A 15,679-nucleotide genomic window follows, 5' to 3' on the forward strand; every position below is an offset into this window, starting at 1 on the left:
CCAATGACACGCGCTCTCCGCCGTCCCGTCTTCCTCATCGGGCTCGTCATCACGCTCGCGCTCTTCGCGGTGGCGCTCTTGTCGCTCGTCTGGACGCCGTTTCCGCCGGCCCGCATGCAGATCGTCCAGAGGCTCAAGGCGCCGCTGGAATTCGGACTTCTGGGCACCGACCAGTTCGGCCGCGACGTCGCCTCCATGCTGATGGTCGGCGCCTGGAACTCGCTGTCCACCTCGATCCTCGCCGTGGCGCTCGGTGCGACCGTCGGCACCGCGCTCGGCGTTTTCGTCGCCATGCGGCGCGGCTGGCTGGAACTCGTCGTCATGCGCGGCTGCGACATCATCTTCGCCGTGCCGCCGATCCTGTCGGCGATGATGCTCGGCGCCTTCATCGGCTCCGGCCGGTTCACCGCGATCATCTCCATTGCCGTCTTCATGGTGCCGGTCTTTGCGCGGCTGAGCCTCGGCGCCGCCCTGCAGATCTGGACGCGCGACTACGTCACCGCCGCGACGGGCATGGGCCGGCCGAAAGGGCGGATCACGCTCGTCCATGTCTTGCCGAACATCTCCAACCAGATCATCGTGCAGGTGACGATCCAGCTCGGCCTTGCGATCCTCACCGAAGCGGGGCTGAGCTTCCTCGGTCTCGGCATGCCGCCACCGACGCCGACCTGGGGCCGGATGCTTGCCGACAGCCAGACCTTCCTCGGCCAGGCGCCATGGCTGGCGCTGCTGCCGGGGCTGGCGATTGCGCTCGCCGTGCTCGGCCTCAACATGCTGGGCGACGGCCTGCGCGACCTCCTCGACCCGCGCGACAATTCCTGAAAACGAAGATATTGCGATGAACGACCTCCTGAAACTGACGATCCGCGAGCTCCTGTCTCTCTATGCCGCGAAGAAACTCTCGCCGTCGGAATACTGGCTGGCGGTCGAGGAACGGGTCGCGGCCTTCGAGCCGCATGTTCAGGCGCTCTATCTCTACGATCCGGAAAGCGCGCGTGCCCAGGCCGCCGCCGCCACGGAGCGCTGGACGAAGGGCGAGACGCTGGGCGCGCTCGACGGCATTCCGGTGACGCTGAAGGAGCTGATCGCCACCAGGGGGCAGCCGGTGCCGCTCGGCACGGCGGCGGTGGAGCTCGTCCCCGCGGCCGAAGATGCGCCGATCGCCGCCCGCCTCAGGGAAGACGGCGCCGTGATCTTCGCCAAGACGACCTGCCCGGACTACGGCATGCTCTCCTCCGGCCTGTCGAGCTTCCATCACCTGAGCCGCAACCCGTGGGAACTGACGCAGAACCCGGGCGGATCGAGCGCCGGCGCCTCGGCTGCGGGCGCCGCGAGTTTCGGACCGCTTCATATCGGCACGGATATCGGCGGGTCGGTGCGGCTTCCGGCCGGCTGGACCGGGCTTTTCGGTTTCAAGCCGAGCCAGGGCCGCATCCCGATCGATCCCTATTATGTCGGCCGCTGTGCCGGTCCTATGGCCCGCACGGTGGAAGACGCCGCCTTCTCCATGGCGACGCTCACGCGGCCAGACTGGCGCGACGGCACCGCGCTGCCGCCCAACGATTTCGACTGGCTCGATTTCGATATCGACGTGAAGGGCATGAAGATCGGCCTGATGCTCGATGCCGGCATCGGCCTGCCGGTCGAGGAGGAGGTACGCGATGCCGTGGTCGCTGCCGCAAGGCGTTTCGAGGAGGCGGGGGCGGAGATCGTGCCGGCCGGACCGGTTCTGACCCGCGTCATGCTCGACGGCCTCGACAACTTCTGGCGCGCCCGCTTCTGGGGCGATATCGAGAAGATGCCGGAGGAGCGCCGGGCGCTGATCCTGCCTTACATCTATGAATGGGCGGAGGGCGGCACCTATATTTCCGGCGTCGAGGCGGTGCGCGGTTTCAACCAGACGATCGAGATGCGCAAGGCCTGCGGAAAGCTCTTCACCGCCGTCGATGCGGTCCTGTCTCCGACCAATCCGGTCGTCTCCTATCCTGCGGAATGGGCCTCGCCCACCGATGACCCGGCGAGACCCTTCGAGCATATCGGCTTCACGGTGCCCTGGAACATGTCGGAGCAGCCGGCCGCCTCGATCAACTGCGGTTTCTCCAAATCCGGCATGCCGATCGGGCTGCAGATCGTCGGTCCGCGCTTCGGCGATCTCGCCGTGCTGAAACTCTCCCGTGCCTTCGAGCGTTGGACCGGCGGCATTGCCGCCTGGCCGGAACCGCCGGGGACCTGATTCCCATCCAGGCCCCGCCTGCCTCATTTCGCGCCGAAGCCTGCGCGCGGAACCATCACGCCCTTTGTCGCGTTCAATGCGCGCAGCCCGAAACGCGATGTCATTTGACTTTCCGCAACGTCGAGCTGTGACCTGCGTGCTTTAAAGAACAGACAAAACCGAGGAGATCGATATGCCTACAGCCAACCCGTCCAGTGATTTCGCCCGCAGCGGCAACGGCCAGAGCTCGGCCGCCTCGAAGGACATCGAAGCGCAGATCCAGCAGCTCCGCGAAGATATCGCATCGCTCGCCAGGACCGTCGCGGCGGTCGGAAGCGACAAGGCCAGCGAAGTGAAGGGCAGGGCGCGCCGCGTCGCCAACGAGGCGGCCGATGCGTCGATGCAGATGGTGGAAGCCGCCCGCGAACAGGCCGTCTCGCTGGAGCGCGACCTGGAGCGTCAGATCCGCACGAACCCTATCCAGGCAGTCGCCATCGCCGCAGGCGTCGGCTTTCTGTTCGCGCTGATGACGCGCCGCTGATGATGGCGGGACTGGGACCTCTTTTGGCTTCGCTCGCCGCGATGGACGTCGCGGCGTTCACCCGCAGGCTGAAAAGAAACGTCATCCTCTATGCGCTCGCGCTGATCTTCCTGCTGACGGCCTATGCGCTGGGGGTCGCCGCCCTTGCGATCCAGCTCGGCAGCCTGTGGGGCATGCCGATCGCCCTGCTCGTCGTCGCGGGCGGCGCGCTCGTCCTGGCGCTCATCATGTATCTCTGGGTCGTGATGGAAAACCGGGCCGAGGCAAGGCGCAAGCGGGAAGCGGCCGCATCCAGCAGCAGCAAGGCGCTGATGGTGACCGCGGCGATTTCGGCACTGCCGGTCATCATGAAATCGCGGCCGCTCCTGCTGGCCTCGGCAGCTGCCGGCCTCGGCTTCCTGCTGACGAGGAACATGGGCTCGACCGATCGCGGCCATGCCCGAGAGCCGGCCGAATAACGGGTTCAACGGCCGTCTTCCTCCCGGACGGCGGCCGTTTCTTTTCTCTTGTGTCTTTTTTAAATGACGCGGCCTTCCGCGGATGATCTAGGGCTGCTTCTTCTTTACTCCAGCTAGAGCCCTCAGCCTTTGCGCATTCTCATCGTCGATCCGGAATACCTCATTGCGATGGACGCCGAGCGTATTATCGACGCCGCTTTCGACTGCGAGATCGAGATCGCCATGTCGCACGATTACCAGGCCAGTCTGGAGAGGCGGAATTTCGATGTCGTTCTGATCGATCCGGACCTCATCCGGCGCTCCGAGGACGCGCAAGAGCTGCGTGACAGCGCCGCCGCCATCGTGTTCACCACGTCCCTGACCGAGAAGGTTTCCGGCATCCTGGATCGCGGCCGTATCGCCTTCGCGCCAAAGCCCTTCAAGGACGAGAAGCTGGTGGAAGCCATCAGGAATGCCACAGGAGACCTGCGGCATTCCGCCGATTGAAGATCGTCAGCTTCCGAAGGCGCGGGAGGTGATGGCCGCATCGCCCGCATCGGGTCCGTAGTCGCTCTCGCCGGAGACCCCGAGCAGTTCCTGCAGGCGCGTGCGCGCGCGGCTGACGCGGCTCTTGATGGTGCCCACCGCGCAACCGCAGATCGCGGCAGCTTCCTCATAGGCGAAGCCGGCAGCGCCCACGAGCACGATCGCCTCGCGCTGGTCGTCGGGCAGCTTGTCGAGCGCCTTGCGGAAGTCCTGGAGGTCCAGCCGGCCGTATTGTTCGGGATGCACGGAGAAGCGTTCGCTGAACAGGCCGTCGCTGTCCTGCACTTCGCGGCCGCGCTTCCTCATCTGGCTGTAGAACTCGTTGCGCAGGATGGTGAAGAGCCAGGCGCGCATGTTCGTGCCCGCCGTGAAGCTCGATTGATTGGCCCAGGCTTTCATGATCGTGTCCTGCACCAGGTCGTCGGCTTTGTCGTGCCGGCCCGTAAGCGACACCGCGAAGGCACGCAGATTGGGCAGCGACGCGAGGAGGTCGCGCTTGAAGCCGCGATCGTCGATCTCGTCTTCCCTGCTCATTTTGCGTTCACCGACTTGGCGTTCTTCTCGGCTTGCTCGAGGCGTTCGAGAAGCTCGAGAAAGCGATCCGGAATCCCCTCCTCTTGCACGGCATTGTAGAATTCCCGCAGTTTGCGGGAAATGGATGCATTGGGCGGCATCGCCCCGGGTCTGAGTTCGTTGTGTGGAATTGTCGTCATCTCGTCTTTTTTTCTATTTTCGTCGTCACTCATACGCGGGCAGCCTGTTACGATATCGTCGGGCGGTGAAATTCATGGCGGCAAAAAAAGTTCCATGTTTGCGGAACTTTTTTTGCCGCCTTACGTTCATACCAGGTCAATTGCCCGTTGGGCATCAGGGGAGATTTTGTATGTCACTCACCACACGCGTTGCGTCTCATCTTCCGTACCTGCGTCGATATGCTCGCGCCGTTACCGGGTCTCAGACCTCGGGGGACGCGTATGTCGCTGCGGTCCTGGAGGCTCTGATCGCGGACGTTTCGATATTCCCGGAAACGTCGAAGGACCGTGTTTCGCTCTATAAACTCTTTGTCGCGATTTTTGGTTCCACGAACATCGAGATCCGGCCGATGGAATCGCCGTTTGCATGGGAACAGAGGGCGGCCGCCAATCTGGCGACGCTTCCGTCCCAGGCCAGGCACGCCTTCCTGCTGATTTCGGTCGAGGGCTTCACCATCGAAGAGACCGCCGAAGTCCTGGATGTCGGCGTCGCCGACGTGCACCGGCTGCTCGACGAGGCGACCCGCGAGATTTCTCGCCAGGTCGCCACCGATATCATGATCATCGAAGACGAGCCGCTGATCGCGCTCGACATCGAGCAGATGGTGCAGGATCTCGGCCACCGCGTCACTGGGATCGCCCGCACGCACAAGGAAGCGGTCTCGCTGTTCAATTCCTCGCATCCGAAGATGGTTCTGGCAGACATCCAGCTCGCCGACGGCAGCTCGGGCATCGACGCCGTGAACGAGATCCTGAGAACCTCCAGCGTACCGGTGATCTTCATCACCGCCTTCCCGGAGCGGCTCCTGACCGGCGAACGGCCGGAACCGGCCTTCCTCGTCACCAAGCCGTTCAATCCGGACATGGTGAAGGCGCTGATCAGCCAGGCGCTGTTCTTCAACGAAGCAGTGAAGGCGGCCGCCTGATCGCAGCCGCCGCCCAAACGGGCAGGCCAGGAACAAATGCAACAGGGCCAGCGTTTTAAGCGCATCCGAAAGGAGAAATGCCATGTTGTATTATGCTCTTGTGTTCCTGCTCGTGGCGATCGTCGCCGGTGCACTTGGCTTCGGCGGCGTTGCGGGGACGGCGGCCACCATCGCGCAAGTCCTGTTCTTCCTGTTCCTCGCGCTGTTGCTTATATCCCTTGTGGTCGGGTTGTTCCGGCGCGTGTGACGCCTTATAAGGTGCGAATGCTCAGATATCCGGGGGTCTCCTCAGCGGGCGCCCGGGGTCTTCCGGAAAGCCCGCGAACGGAGTGAGGAAATTGGTGCATCCCCTGACATGGCAGCAAGCTGGTCAGAGCGATGACAAATTACGTGAATTTTTCGTGCCCGCCCTGGTCGATCTGGGCGCGAGCGTCATCATCCAGGATTCCCGCCGCAACTATCTCTTCGTCACCAACCTTCCCGAGGTCTGGGCAGCCGAGCACGTCGCGGCTCCGACCGACATAAGCCTGTTCGGCGAAGAGGTCGGCGCCAAGCTTGCCGCGCTGAAGGACGGCATCACCGAGCCCGGCAACAAGGGCCATATCGAGATCACGGTCGGCACCGAACAGATCTACGAATTTCGCGTCCAGGCGGTGGAATTGGCCAAGGGTGGGGTCCATCTCGTGACCACGATCGTGGACCGGTCCGAGGAACGGCATCGCGAGCGGCTTCTTCGCGCGCTGCTGCGGGAGGTCAGCCACCGTTCCAAGAACCTGCTTGCCATCATCCAGAGCATCGCGCTGCAGACGGCCCGTTATTCCGGCTCGCTCGAACTCTTCCTGCACAAGTTCCGGGGGCGGCTCTATTCGCTTTCGCAAAGCCAGGACCTGATCACCGATTCCAGCTGGCGCGGCGCCTATTTCTTCGAGCTCGTGCAGCAGCAGACCGAAAAATACCTGCCGGAGAACAAGCATCTCGTGCGCGTCCACGGCGACAACGTGCTTTTGACGCCGAATGCCTCGCTGCATCTGGGGCTCGCGCTGCACGAGCTGATCGTCAACGCGGTGAGCCACGGATCGCTTCTGCGCGGCAGCCGGGTGATCAACGTCACCTGCACCCGCAAGCATATCAACGGCCATGACTCGCTCGAAATGATCTGGGACGAGGCCCTGGACGACCGGAAATCAGAGGGAAGCGAAGAGGCGCTCAAGGCGCATTTCGGCAGCACGGTGCTGGAGCGGGTCGTCCCGGTCTCCGTCAACGGCAAGGCCCATTACGTCATCGCGAACGACCGCATCAGCTACGAGCTGGCCTTCCCGCTGGAAAGCGGCGGCGACTGAGGCCCGCGCCACATTTTTCACCACTTCGCCGCCCAAAGCTAAACTGGCCCGGTTCCGATTTGCGGAACCGAGCCAGCTCGTCTCTTCGAGGGGGATTGAAGAGTATGTCCGAAGGCTTTGTAGGGCGGGGGACGGGGGGTCGCCTTCGAACAGGGATATAACGGGCGTCTACAAAATAGGTTCCCACGGTTCCGAAAAAAAATTCGGGGTCTGCGGAGCCGTTTTTCACCCCTGCTGCCGGCCTAACGAAAATGGCGGCCGGGCCGCCATTTTCCAGTCTCGCCCCACGATCGGAATACCGGCCCTCAATGCTTGAGAGCCCGGGGGTCGAGGGCGTCACGGATCGCGTCGCCCATGTAGTTGACGCTGAGCACGGTGAGCGAGATCGCCAGCCCCGGCCACAGTACGCGCGACGGCGTGAGCTGCAGGAAATTGGCGCCGTCGAAGAGCAGCCGGCCCCAGGTCGGGAAGTCCGACGGGAAACCCAACCCCAGGAAGCTCAGTGCCGATTCCGTGATGATCGCCGAAGCGATGCCGAGCGTCGCGGAGACCATGATCGAACTCAGCACGTTCGGCAGAATATGCTTCAGGACGATGCGGTATTCCCGCATGCCGCTCGATTTCGCCGCCAGGATGAATTCCTGGCTCTTGACCGCCAGCACGTCGCCGCGAACGATGCGTGCGGTATGCATCCAGCTCGTTATCCCGATCACGAAGACGATCAGGATGAAGATGCCGGTTTCCGGCCCGAAGGTCGCGCGCAGCGTATCGCGGAAGAGCATCAGGATGACGAGAAGCAGCGGCAGGAGCGGCAATGCCAGGAAGAGGTCGGTGAGCCGCATCAGCGGCCCGTCGAGCCGGCGGAAATAGCCGGAGAGCACGCCGACCAGCGTTCCGAGGAAGAGCGCCAGCAGCATGGCCGTGACGCCGACGGCAAGCGAGATGCGTCCGCCGGCAAGCACCTGGGCCAGCATGTCCTTGCCGAGATTGTCCGTGCCGAAGGGGTGGGCGAGCGACGGCCACTGGTTCTTGTCGCGTATGTTGATGGCGTTCGGGGCCACCCGGTGGATATACGGCCCGACATAGACCGCCAGCAGGATGAAGACGAAGACCACTAGTCCGGCGACGCCGCCCCTGTGGGCGCGGAACTGGCGCCATATGTCGGCGAAGGCCGATCGGGCGGGCGTCGCCGCCTTGACGGGCGGCGCGGTTGCAATGGTCGCATCAGTCATAACGGATCCTCGGGTCAAGAATGCCGTAGAGCACGTCGGCGATGAGATTGAAGAACACGATCAGCACCGCGAAGATGAAGGTCAGCGTCTGGACGAGCGGGATATCCGCCCCCTGGACGGCGGTGATCAGCAACTGGCCGAGCCCGTTCACGCGAAAAATCTGCTCGGTGATGATGGCGCCCGAGAAGATCGTCGGCACGCCGAGCGCGATCACGGTGACCACGGGGATCAGGCTGTTGCGCAGCACGTGGACGAGCAGCACCGCCTTTTCCTTGACGCCCTTGGCGCGCGCGGTGCGCACATAGTCCTGATGCAGGTTGTCCAGCATCGATGCGCGCACGAAGCGGGTGATCTGCGAGGCGTTGAAGAGGGCCAGCACGGTCACCGGCAGCGCCATCTGCTTCACCTGTGCGATGAAGCTCGAGACGTCCGTGACCCTCAGGTTGGTGTCGTAGACGGACGGGAACCATTGCAGATAGGAGGAGAAGATGACGATCAGCAGCACGCCGGTGAAGAAGGTCGGGACGGAATAGCCGACCATCGCCAGGAAAGTGCCGATCTGGTCGAAGATCGAATACTGCTTGTAGGCGGAGACCACGCCGATCGGAATGGCGATCAGGACGCCGAACAGATAGGCGAGGCCGACGACCCAGAGCGTCTGGGGAAGGCGCTGGACGATCAGGTCGACCACCGGACTTCTTGTCGCCCAGGAAAGCACCCGCATGCGTTCGCCGTCGCCGATCTGCCAGCCGGTCAGGCTTTCGAAGATGTTGAGCGGCTCGTTGACGAAGAATTGCTGCAGCCATCTGAGATAGCGGATGACGAAGGGCTGATCCAGGCCGAGCGATGCCCGGATCTGTTCGCGGACCTCCGGCGGGATCGTCAGCGGCAGGTCGCCGGTGGGATCGTTGGGAGCGAGGTCGAGAAGCGCGAAAATGACGAAGCTGATGACCAGCAGCGTCGGGATTGCAAAAAGCAATCGCCGCAAAGTGTATGTGAACATGAATGCGTCTCCGGACTGGAGCAGAGAAAATGCGGACGCCGGGCCTGCCGCTTTCTCAGGCAGGCCCGGCGGTCGTCATCACTTCTTGCGCGACCAGTCGGCGACGTTCCACAGTTCGCTGTCCCACGCATTCATCCGCACGCCTTCCAGCGTGACGGAATGCGAGGAGACGCTGCCGCGGTGGATGAGCGGGATATGCGCACCCTCTTCGGTCAGCATGTCGTTGAGCTGCTTGGCCAGCTCATGGCGTTTGTCGAGGTCGGCGGTCTTGGAGAGTTCGCCGACCAGCTTGTCGTATTCCGGGTTGCAGTAACGCGGAATGTTCTGGCCCTGCCAGCCGTTTTCCGGACTCGGAACCTTGTCGCAGAGCCATTCCGCGAGATACTTTTCAGGGTCGGTGCCGTCGAAGTTGTTGGTGTACATTTCGACGTCGGCATAGAACTTCTGGAACGTGTCCGGGCTTGCCGGGTCGCCGCCGAAGAAGACGGAAGCGCTGGCATTGCGCAGTTCCGCATCGACGCCGATCTCCGCCCACATGGCCTTCACCAGTTCCTGGGTCGCCTGGCGGACCGAGTTGGTGGAGGTGGAGTAGAGATAGGAAAGGCGCACGCCGTTCTTGGCGCGGATGCCGTCCGGACCCTTCGCCCAGCCGGCGTCGTCGAGAAGCTTGTTGGCGGCTTCGAGGTCCTGCTTCAGGCACCAGCTGTCGTTCTTCGTGGAAGCGACGGCTTCCGGCGCCGGCACGATGTTGCAGGTCGGCTTGCCCGCTTCGCCGTAACCGGCCTCGTCGATGACGTCGCGGTCGATCGCCAGCGAAAGGGCGCGGCGCACGGCCGGGTCCGACAGCGACGGATGCGGGCCGGCTTCCTTGGTCGAGCGCTTGTCGCCCAGCGCCGGATCGGCATTGTAATGGTTGAGGTTGATACGCTCGACCTGGGTGCCGAACGCGGTCACGAGAACGCCCTTGCCGGCCTTCAGCATGGTCGCCAGCACTTCCGGCTCCACCTGCATGTTCCAGGCGTAGTCGTATTCGCCGGTTTCCAGCACGGCGCGGGCCGCAGAAGCCGCATCGCCGCCGCCCTTCAGCGTCACCGTCGCGAAGGCGGGCTTGGCCGCATCGCGATAATTGGTGTTGGCATTGAGGGTGATCACGTCGTTCGGCTTGAAGTCCTTGACGACGAACGGGCCGGTGCCGACCGGGCCGAAATTGGCGGACGTGCAGCCCGGAGCCTTGGCGCCGACGCAGTTCTCGAACTGCTTCTTCTGGATGACCGGCGACTGGGCGCCGACGAAGGCGCTGTAGGGGTAGGGCTTCGGCTCGTCGAAGGTGATCTTGACCGTGTGGGGATCCGGAGCCTCGACGGTCTTCACGCCCTCATACTGGGCTGCCTGGGCGCAACCGCCGTCCGGCGCGATGCAGTATTTCCAGGTGAAGATGACGTCTTCGGCCGTGAACGGCGTGCCGTCCGACCACTTGACGTCCGGCTTCAGCTTCCAGGTCATGCTGAGCAGGTCCTTGGCGACGCCGCCGTTTTCCACGGTCGGGATCTCGGTGACCAGCATCGGCACGAGTTCGCCCTTCTCGTCGTAGCGGGCGAGCGGCTCGATGACCATGGAGGAGGCGTAAACTTCCTTGGTGCCGCCGGAGAGGTAGGGGTTCATGGTGGAAACCGCCTGCCAGAAGAGGATTTTCAGATCCCCGTCGGTGCCCCGCTCGGCATGGGCGGCGGAGCCGGCAAAGCTCAGCGCGGCGACGGTGCCGGCCAGAAGGAGTTTGAGATTTTTCATGCTGCTATTCCCCTTATCGTTCTCTTACGAGTTGTTTTTTGTGGCTTGCCGGTCAGGCCGGCTTTGATGCCATGGGATTGCGAAGCCATGTTACAACTGGCTGACTTCGCAGGGTTTTTCTCTCTGCGTCCTCCTCAATGTGCTGGCTTAAGAACAAGTTGCATCGTGTCGCCCCAGGCGAACATGATCAAATTTTGAGCCATCTAAGCATAGGCCTATTTTCCGTTCAAGCCGGAAAATTGAAGCTTGCAAAAGCCGCTTCCTACGTCGCAATATCCGTCTCCGACCAGTGTGGCGGAGTTGAAGTTCGCATCATTCCACGGCAGCCGCCGAAGCGAGCGTGAAGCAAGAAGCCGCAATGGAATCATAAAGTTACTGATGTCCTCGAAATCCGGACACCAGAGTGGGAAACAGCAAAGTAAACGGGGTCTCCGTAATGCCAGTCATCAATCGCGTCGCCGAAATGCAGGATCAGGTCGCCGAATGGAGGCGCCATCTGCATCAGAATCCGGAACTGCTCTACGATGTCCACGAGACCTCGAAATTCGTCGCCGAGAAGCTCCGATCCTTCGGCTGCGACATCGTGGAGACCGGCATCGGCAAGACCGGCGTCGTCGGCATCATCAAGGGCAGCCAGGGCGACGGCCCGGTGATCGGCTTTCGCGCCGACATGGACGCCCTGCCGATCTTCGAGACGAGCGGCAAGGCCTGGGCTTCCCGGACGCCGGGCAAGGCGCATTCCTGCGGTCACGACGGACATACCGCGATGCTGCTCGGCGCGGCCCAGTATCTCGCCGAGACCCGCAATTTCAAAGGCTCCGTCGCGGTGATCTTCCAGCCGGCGGAGGAGGGCGGCGCGGGAGCGCTCGCCATGATCAATGACGGCCTGATGGAGAAGTTCGGCATCCGGCAGGTCTACGGCATGCATAACGAGCCGCGGCTGCCGGTCGGCAATTTCGCCATCCGCAAGGGATCGACCATGGCCGCCGCCGATACGTTCGAGATCACCATCCATGGCCGCGGCAGCCATGCGGCGCAGCCGCATCTGTCGATCGATCCGATCCTCGCGGCCTCGCATATCGTCGTCGCGCTGCAGTCGATCGTCTCGCGCGAGACCGACCCGCTGAAGTCCCTCGTCGTCACCGTCGCCTCCATCCATGGCGGCGAGGCGAACAACGTCATCCCCGCTTTCGTGAAGCTCGGCGGGACGGTGCGCACGCTTCTTCCGGAAACCCGCGATTTCGCCGAGAAGCGCCTGGCCGAGGTCGCCCAGTCCACCGCCATCGCCCATGGCGCGACGGCGGAGGTCGCCTATCGCCGCGGCTATCCGGTCACCTTCAACCACGACGGCGAAACCGATTTCGCGGTCGAGATCGCGAGCAGGGTCGCCGGCCCCAAGGCGGTTGCGACGGACGTTCCCCCGCATATGGGGGCGGAGGACTTCTCCTACATGCTGGAGAAGCGGCCGGGCGCCTTCATCTTCATCGGCAACGGCGATACCGCGAGCCTCCACAACGCCGCTTACGATTTCAACGACGAGGCGATCCCCTATGGCGTCAGCTATTGGGTGACGCTCGCCGAAACCGCGCTTTCCGCGCAAGCCGCCTGACGCGGGGGAGATTTCCATGCTGCTTTCGGGAACTTCCATGGAGCAGGGCGGCGGTTCGGTGACGCCCGTGCTTTCCGTCCGCAATCTCTCCACCTCGTTCCGGGTGAACGACGAGTGGCGGACTGTGGTGCGCAACATCTCCTTCGACGTGGCGCCGCGCGAGACGGTGGCGATCGTCGGCGAGTCCGGTTCGGGCAAGAGCGTCACCTCGCTCTCCATCATGCGGCTCCTGCCGAAGAATTCCAGCCGCATCGAAGGCCAGGTCTTCCTGAGCGGCAGGGAGCTATTGTCGCTGCCGGAAGAGCAGATGCGGCGGGTGCGCGGCAACGACATCTCGATGATCTTCCAGGAGCCGATGACCTCGCTCAACCCGATTTTTCCGATCGGCAAGCAGATCGCCGAGGCGCTCACCGTTCACAAGGACATTTCCAAGGCGGATGCCAAGGCGGAGGTCGTCCGGCTGCTGGAGAAAGTGCGCATCCCGAACGCGAAGAACCGTTTCGACGAATATCCGCACCAGTTCTCCGGCGGCATGCGCCAGCGCGTGATGATCGCCATGGCGCTCGCATCGAAGCCGAAGCTCCTGATTGCCGACGAGCCGACGACGGCGCTCGACGTGACGATCCAGGGCCAGATCCTCGATCTGATCAAGGCGCTGCAGGACGAGGAAGGCATGTCCGTTCTCTTCATCACCCATGACATGGGCGTGGTGGCGGAGGTGGCCGACCGGACCATCGTCATGTATCGCGGCGATGCGGTGGAGACGGGCGAGACCGGCGACATTTTCCATCGCGGCAAGCACCCCTATACCCGCGCGCTCCTTTCCGCCGTGCCGCGGCTCGGCTCGATGGGCGAGCGGAAGCTCCCCTTGCGGTTCCCGATCGTCGACGTGAAGACCGGCGAACAGCAGCCGCTCACCGACGTCACCGACACGGTCGCGAAGGGCAAGACGCCGATCCTCGACGTGAAGGACCTGACGACGCGCTTCGACATCCATTCCGGCCTGTTCGGCCGCAAGACCGGTGCCGTGCATGCGGTGGAAAAGGTCTCCTTCGACCTCTTCGAGGGAGAGACGCTGTCGCTGGTGGGCGAATCCGGCTGCGGCAAGTCGACCACCGGCCGTTCGGTGACGCGGCTGATCACGCCGACCAGCGGCGAGGTGACGCTCGACGGCTACGAGGTGATGAAACTCGACGCATCGACGCTGCGGCAGATGCGCCGTTCGATCCAGATGGTGTTCCAGGATCCTTTCGCCTCCCTGAACCCGCGCATGAGCGTCGGGGCGGCGGTGATGGAGCCGTTCGTCGAACACAGCCTCGGCACCAAGCAGCAGGCGCGGGAGAAGGCGGCGAACCTGATGGAGAAGGTGGGTCTGTCCGCCGACATGATGAAGCGTTTTCCGCACGAGTTCTCCGGCGGCCAGCGGCAGCGCATCGCGATCGCCCGGGCGCTGATGCTCGATCCGAAGGTGATCGTCGCCGACGAGGCGGTCTCCGCGCTGGACGTTTCGATCAAGGCGCAGGTCTGCAACCTTCTGCTCGACCTGCAGCAGAGCCTGAACCTCGCTTATCTCTTCATCTCCCACGACATGGCGGTGGTGGAGCGGGTGAGCCACCGGGTGGCGGTGATGTATCTGGGCGAGATCGTCGAGATCGGCCCAAGGGCGGCGGTGTTCGAGAACCCGCAGCATCCCTATACCAAGAAGCTGATGTCGGCGGTGCCGGTGCCGGACCCCTCGCGCCGCAGGATCAAGCGCAACATGTCGACCGACGAGATCAAGAGCCCCATCCGCCCCGTCGACTACGTGCCGCCGAGGCGCGAATACCGCGAGGTGAGTGCAGGACATCTGGTACAGGTGGCGTGAGGTTTTCGACGCGGTCGAATTTGCCGAATGTCCGGATTTCCGGTATTCTGAACCTCCATGAAATCCGGACGACGGATCGGTTTCGCACGAAGAAAGTTCTCACATGAACGACAAGGACACGATCCGGCAGCGCACGCTTGAGGCCGCTCACCTTCAGATGATCGATGGGAATCCTTTCGACGATGAAGATTACGCCATGTTCGAGATGTTCGACCGGGAGGGGTTTTCGACAGAAGAGCAATTGGCTTATATTCGCGAAGACCTGAAAAAGCGGATGCAGAAAAAGGAAAAGATTACAACAAGATCCGCTATGCCGCCGTTTTTAATGGTTCGGAATCAGTTAAAAAGTTAATTCTTGAGTTATGAGCAAAGAAACGACAAAGACTGCTATAGCAGCGTTCACCGAAGATCAGGTGGAACGGCTAACCGGTGTTACTGTGCATCAATTAAGGCACTGGGACCGGACCGGTTTCTTTGTGCCTAGCATGGCTTACGAGGATCGCAGCCAACCGCTTAGCCGGCTATATTCTTTTCGCGACCTCGTTTCCCTTAAGATTCTGAATTTGCTTCGAAACGAGCACAAAGTATCACTTCAGCATCTTCGCCAAGTCAAGGAAACGCTTTCTCATTTAGGCGAAGATATTTGGGCGAAAACAAAGCTCTATGTGCTGAAGAGACGGGTTGCATTCGACAACCCTGTCACTAAAGCCAAGGAAGAAATCGTTACCGGACAAGGTGTGCTTGCAATTGCCCTTGAGGTGGTGACCGGTGACATGCGCAACTCTGTGGAAGACATGCGCCGCCGTGATGAAACCCTCGTCGGGCAAATTGAAACCAAGAAAGGCATTGCCAGAAGCAAGCCGGTAATAGCTGGAACCCGGATTCCAGTTAGTACGATCAAGGCGTTTGCAGAGGAAGGTTATACTGTAAATCAAATCAGGCAAGAATACCCCACCCTGACTGAAGCTGACATCATGGCTGCCATCAAGCACAAGGACGCTGCGTGATATCGAAGCGTCCCTCCATGATATTTCTCTTGGATGCGGGCGTACCAGTTTCTGTTGGAAAGGTAATTCAAACTCATGGGCACGACCTGATTGCCTATCACGATGTTCTGGAAGACGGCGCGCCGGACCTTTTGGTTTGCGAAACTGCGATGAAGAATAATGCAATCCTTGTAGCAATCGATTTAGATATGCGCAGGATCGCGAATCGTTACGGAAACAATCCTCGTTTCTCCGGACTGAATATCTTGCATCTCGGATGCAAAGAAGTTTTGGCCGCGAAGCGTTTAGATCAGGCGATGAGCCTGATTGAGAACGAGTGGCTTTTCAAACTTCAGAAGCCTTCACGTCGTCTATGGTTTGAAATCACAGGGCAATATCTGAAAACGTTACGGTAGTCTTCGGCCAGGCGTGCATCTTTCTGC

Annotated in this window: 18 protein-coding genes; 13 read left to right on the top strand and 5 right to left on the bottom strand. The window is 62.1% G+C overall.

Annotated features, from left to right (window positions below; translation table 11 throughout):
- Nucleotides 1-3: 3 nt before the first annotated feature.
- The 5 genes from QTA58_RS14390 to QTA58_RS14410 all read left to right on the top strand — a co-directional run bounded on the left by QTA58_RS14390 (nt 4) and on the right by QTA58_RS14410 (nt 3,697).
- A complete protein-coding gene (locus tag QTA58_RS14390; RefSeq protein ID WP_289669377.1) occupies nt 4-822 on the top strand; it encodes an ABC transporter permease in 819 nt (272 codons plus the stop codon).
- Between the two features lie 16 nt (nt 823-838).
- Complete coding sequence (locus tag QTA58_RS14395) at nt 839-2,233, top strand: amidase (RefSeq protein WP_289669378.1); 1,395 nt, start codon at nt 839-841, stop codon at nt 2,231-2,233.
- Nucleotides 2,234-2,405: 172 nt separating this feature from the next.
- Complete coding sequence (locus QTA58_RS14400) at nt 2,406-2,753, top strand: DUF883 family protein (protein WP_085420335.1); 348 nt, start codon at nt 2,406-2,408, stop codon at nt 2,751-2,753.
- Nucleotides 2,753-3,211 (top strand): hypothetical protein, encoded by a 459-nt coding sequence (locus tag QTA58_RS14405; RefSeq protein WP_085420334.1) that lies wholly within the window; start codon nt 2,753-2,755, stop codon nt 3,209-3,211. The genes QTA58_RS14400 and QTA58_RS14405 overlap by 1 nt, the downstream gene beginning before the upstream one ends.
- 129 nt (nt 3,212-3,340) lie before the next feature.
- On the top strand, nt 3,341-3,697 hold the full coding sequence (locus tag QTA58_RS14410) for a hypothetical protein (RefSeq protein ID WP_289669379.1): 357 nt from the start codon (nt 3,341-3,343) through the stop codon (nt 3,695-3,697).
- A 6-nt stretch (nt 3,698-3,703) separates the two neighbouring features.
- On the opposite strand, the gene QTA58_RS14415 is transcribed toward QTA58_RS14410, so the two are convergent.
- Both QTA58_RS14415 and QTA58_RS14420 read right to left on the bottom strand, forming a co-directional pair.
- Nucleotides 3,704-4,270, bottom strand: a complete 567-nt coding sequence (locus tag QTA58_RS14415; RefSeq protein WP_085420332.1) for an RNA polymerase sigma factor — start codon at nt 4,268-4,270, stop codon at nt 3,704-3,706.
- Nucleotides 4,267-4,449, bottom strand: a complete 183-nt coding sequence (locus QTA58_RS14420; RefSeq protein ID WP_085420331.1) for a NepR family anti-sigma factor — start codon at nt 4,447-4,449, stop codon at nt 4,267-4,269. Before QTA58_RS14420 ends, QTA58_RS14415 begins: the two co-directional genes overlap by 4 nt.
- A 170-nt stretch (nt 4,450-4,619) precedes the next feature.
- Here QTA58_RS14420 and QTA58_RS14425 point away from each other — a divergent pair, with 170 nt between their 5' ends.
- The 3 genes from QTA58_RS14425 to QTA58_RS14435 all read left to right on the top strand — a co-directional run bounded on the left by QTA58_RS14425 (nt 4,620) and on the right by QTA58_RS14435 (nt 6,754).
- Nucleotides 4,620-5,414 (top strand): response regulator, encoded by a 795-nt coding sequence (locus QTA58_RS14425; protein WP_085420330.1) that lies wholly within the window; start codon nt 4,620-4,622, stop codon nt 5,412-5,414.
- Nucleotides 5,415-5,496: 82 nt separating this feature from the next.
- Entirely contained in the window at nt 5,497-5,661 is a 165-nt protein-coding gene (locus QTA58_RS14430; protein WP_085420329.1) for a DUF1328 domain-containing protein, read from the top strand.
- A 154-nt stretch (nt 5,662-5,815) separates the two neighbouring features.
- On the top strand, nt 5,816-6,754 hold the full coding sequence (locus QTA58_RS14435) for a sensor histidine kinase (protein WP_234810860.1): 939 nt from the start codon (nt 5,816-5,818) through the stop codon (nt 6,752-6,754).
- A 305-nt stretch (nt 6,755-7,059) separates the two neighbouring features.
- Here the strand turns inward: QTA58_RS14435 and QTA58_RS14440 are convergent, their stop codons facing one another.
- The 3 genes from QTA58_RS14440 to QTA58_RS14450 all read right to left on the bottom strand — a co-directional run bounded on the left by QTA58_RS14440 (nt 7,060) and on the right by QTA58_RS14450 (nt 10,777).
- Nucleotides 7,060-7,986, bottom strand: a complete 927-nt coding sequence (locus tag QTA58_RS14440) for an ABC transporter permease (protein ID WP_289669380.1) — start codon at nt 7,984-7,986, stop codon at nt 7,060-7,062.
- Entirely contained in the window at nt 7,979-8,989 is a 1,011-nt protein-coding gene (locus QTA58_RS14445) for an ABC transporter permease (RefSeq protein WP_289669381.1), read from the bottom strand. Before QTA58_RS14445 ends, QTA58_RS14440 begins: the two co-directional genes overlap by 8 nt.
- A 78-nt stretch (nt 8,990-9,067) precedes the next feature.
- Nucleotides 9,068-10,777, bottom strand: coding sequence for a peptide ABC transporter substrate-binding protein (locus tag QTA58_RS14450; protein WP_289669382.1), 1,710 nt, complete (start codon nt 10,775-10,777; stop codon nt 9,068-9,070).
- Nucleotides 10,778-11,213: 436 nt separating this feature from the next.
- On the opposite strand from QTA58_RS14450, the gene QTA58_RS14455 reads away from it, so the two are divergent.
- From QTA58_RS14455 to QTA58_RS14475, 5 genes are all read left to right on the top strand, one after another.
- The gene (locus QTA58_RS14455; protein WP_085420325.1) at nt 11,214-12,386 is read left to right on the top strand and encodes a M20 aminoacylase family protein; all 1,173 of its coding nucleotides are present in this window, start codon (nt 11,214-11,216) and stop codon (nt 12,384-12,386) included.
- A gap of 16 nt (nt 12,387-12,402) precedes the next feature.
- Complete coding sequence (locus tag QTA58_RS14460; RefSeq protein ID WP_289669383.1) at nt 12,403-14,250, top strand: ABC transporter ATP-binding protein; 1,848 nt, start codon at nt 12,403-12,405, stop codon at nt 14,248-14,250.
- 103 nt (nt 14,251-14,353) lie between these two features.
- Entirely contained in the window at nt 14,354-14,602 is a 249-nt protein-coding gene (locus QTA58_RS14465; protein ID WP_289669384.1) for a hypothetical protein, read from the top strand.
- Between the two features lie 10 nt (nt 14,603-14,612).
- Nucleotides 14,613-15,257, top strand: a complete 645-nt coding sequence (locus QTA58_RS14470; protein ID WP_289669385.1) for a DUF433 domain-containing protein — start codon at nt 14,613-14,615, stop codon at nt 15,255-15,257.
- Between the two features lie 17 nt (nt 15,258-15,274).
- Nucleotides 15,275-15,652 carry a DUF5615 family PIN-like protein gene (locus QTA58_RS14475; protein ID WP_289669387.1) on the top strand — a complete coding sequence of 126 codons (378 nt, stop codon included), beginning with the start codon at nt 15,275-15,277 and terminating at the stop codon, nt 15,650-15,652.
- Nucleotides 15,653-15,679: the final 27 nt, after the last annotated feature.

This window comes from Neorhizobium sp. CSC1952 (assembly GCF_030378245.1).
Taxonomy (GTDB): Bacteria; Pseudomonadota; Alphaproteobacteria; order Rhizobiales; family Rhizobiaceae; genus Neorhizobium; species Neorhizobium oryzae_A.

Bases quoted from the DNA above. Each gene is read 5' to 3' on its own strand.
- QTA58_RS14390 (WP_289669377.1), top strand. From the start codon at position 4: ATGACACGCGCTCTCCGCCGTCCCGTCTTCCTCATCGGGCTCGTCATC.
- QTA58_RS14395 (WP_289669378.1), top strand. From the start codon at position 839: ATGAACGACCTCCTGAAACTGACGATCCGCGAGCTCCTGTCTCTCTAT.
- QTA58_RS14400 (WP_085420335.1), top strand. From the start codon at position 2,406: ATGCCTACAGCCAACCCGTCCAGTGATTTCGCCCGCAGCGGCAACGGC.
- QTA58_RS14405 (WP_085420334.1), top strand. From the start codon at position 2,753: ATGATGGCGGGACTGGGACCTCTTTTGGCTTCGCTCGCCGCGATGGAC.
- QTA58_RS14415 (WP_085420332.1), bottom strand. From the start codon at position 4,270: ATGAGCAGGGAAGACGAGATCGACGATCGCGGCTTCAAGCGCGACCTC.
- QTA58_RS14420 (WP_085420331.1), bottom strand. From the start codon at position 4,449: ATGACGACAATTCCACACAACGAACTCAGACCCGGGGCGATGCCGCCC.
- QTA58_RS14425 (WP_085420330.1), top strand. From the start codon at position 4,620: ATGTCACTCACCACACGCGTTGCGTCTCATCTTCCGTACCTGCGTCGA.
- QTA58_RS14430 (WP_085420329.1), top strand. From the start codon at position 5,497: ATGTTGTATTATGCTCTTGTGTTCCTGCTCGTGGCGATCGTCGCCGGT.
- QTA58_RS14440 (WP_289669380.1), bottom strand. From the start codon at position 7,986: ATGACTGATGCGACCATTGCAACCGCGCCGCCCGTCAAGGCGGCGACG.
- QTA58_RS14445 (WP_289669381.1), bottom strand. From the start codon at position 8,989: ATGTTCACATACACTTTGCGGCGATTGCTTTTTGCAATCCCGACGCTG.
- QTA58_RS14450 (WP_289669382.1), bottom strand. From the start codon at position 10,777: ATGAAAAATCTCAAACTCCTTCTGGCCGGCACCGTCGCCGCGCTGAGC.
- QTA58_RS14455 (WP_085420325.1), top strand. From the start codon at position 11,214: ATGCCAGTCATCAATCGCGTCGCCGAAATGCAGGATCAGGTCGCCGAA.
- QTA58_RS14460 (WP_289669383.1), top strand. From the start codon at position 12,403: ATGCTGCTTTCGGGAACTTCCATGGAGCAGGGCGGCGGTTCGGTGACG.
- QTA58_RS14465 (WP_289669384.1), top strand. From the start codon at position 14,354: ATGAACGACAAGGACACGATCCGGCAGCGCACGCTTGAGGCCGCTCAC.
- QTA58_RS14470 (WP_289669385.1), top strand. From the start codon at position 14,613: ATGAGCAAAGAAACGACAAAGACTGCTATAGCAGCGTTCACCGAAGAT.
- QTA58_RS14475 (WP_289669387.1), top strand. From the start codon at position 15,275: ATGATATTTCTCTTGGATGCGGGCGTACCAGTTTCTGTTGGAAAGGTA.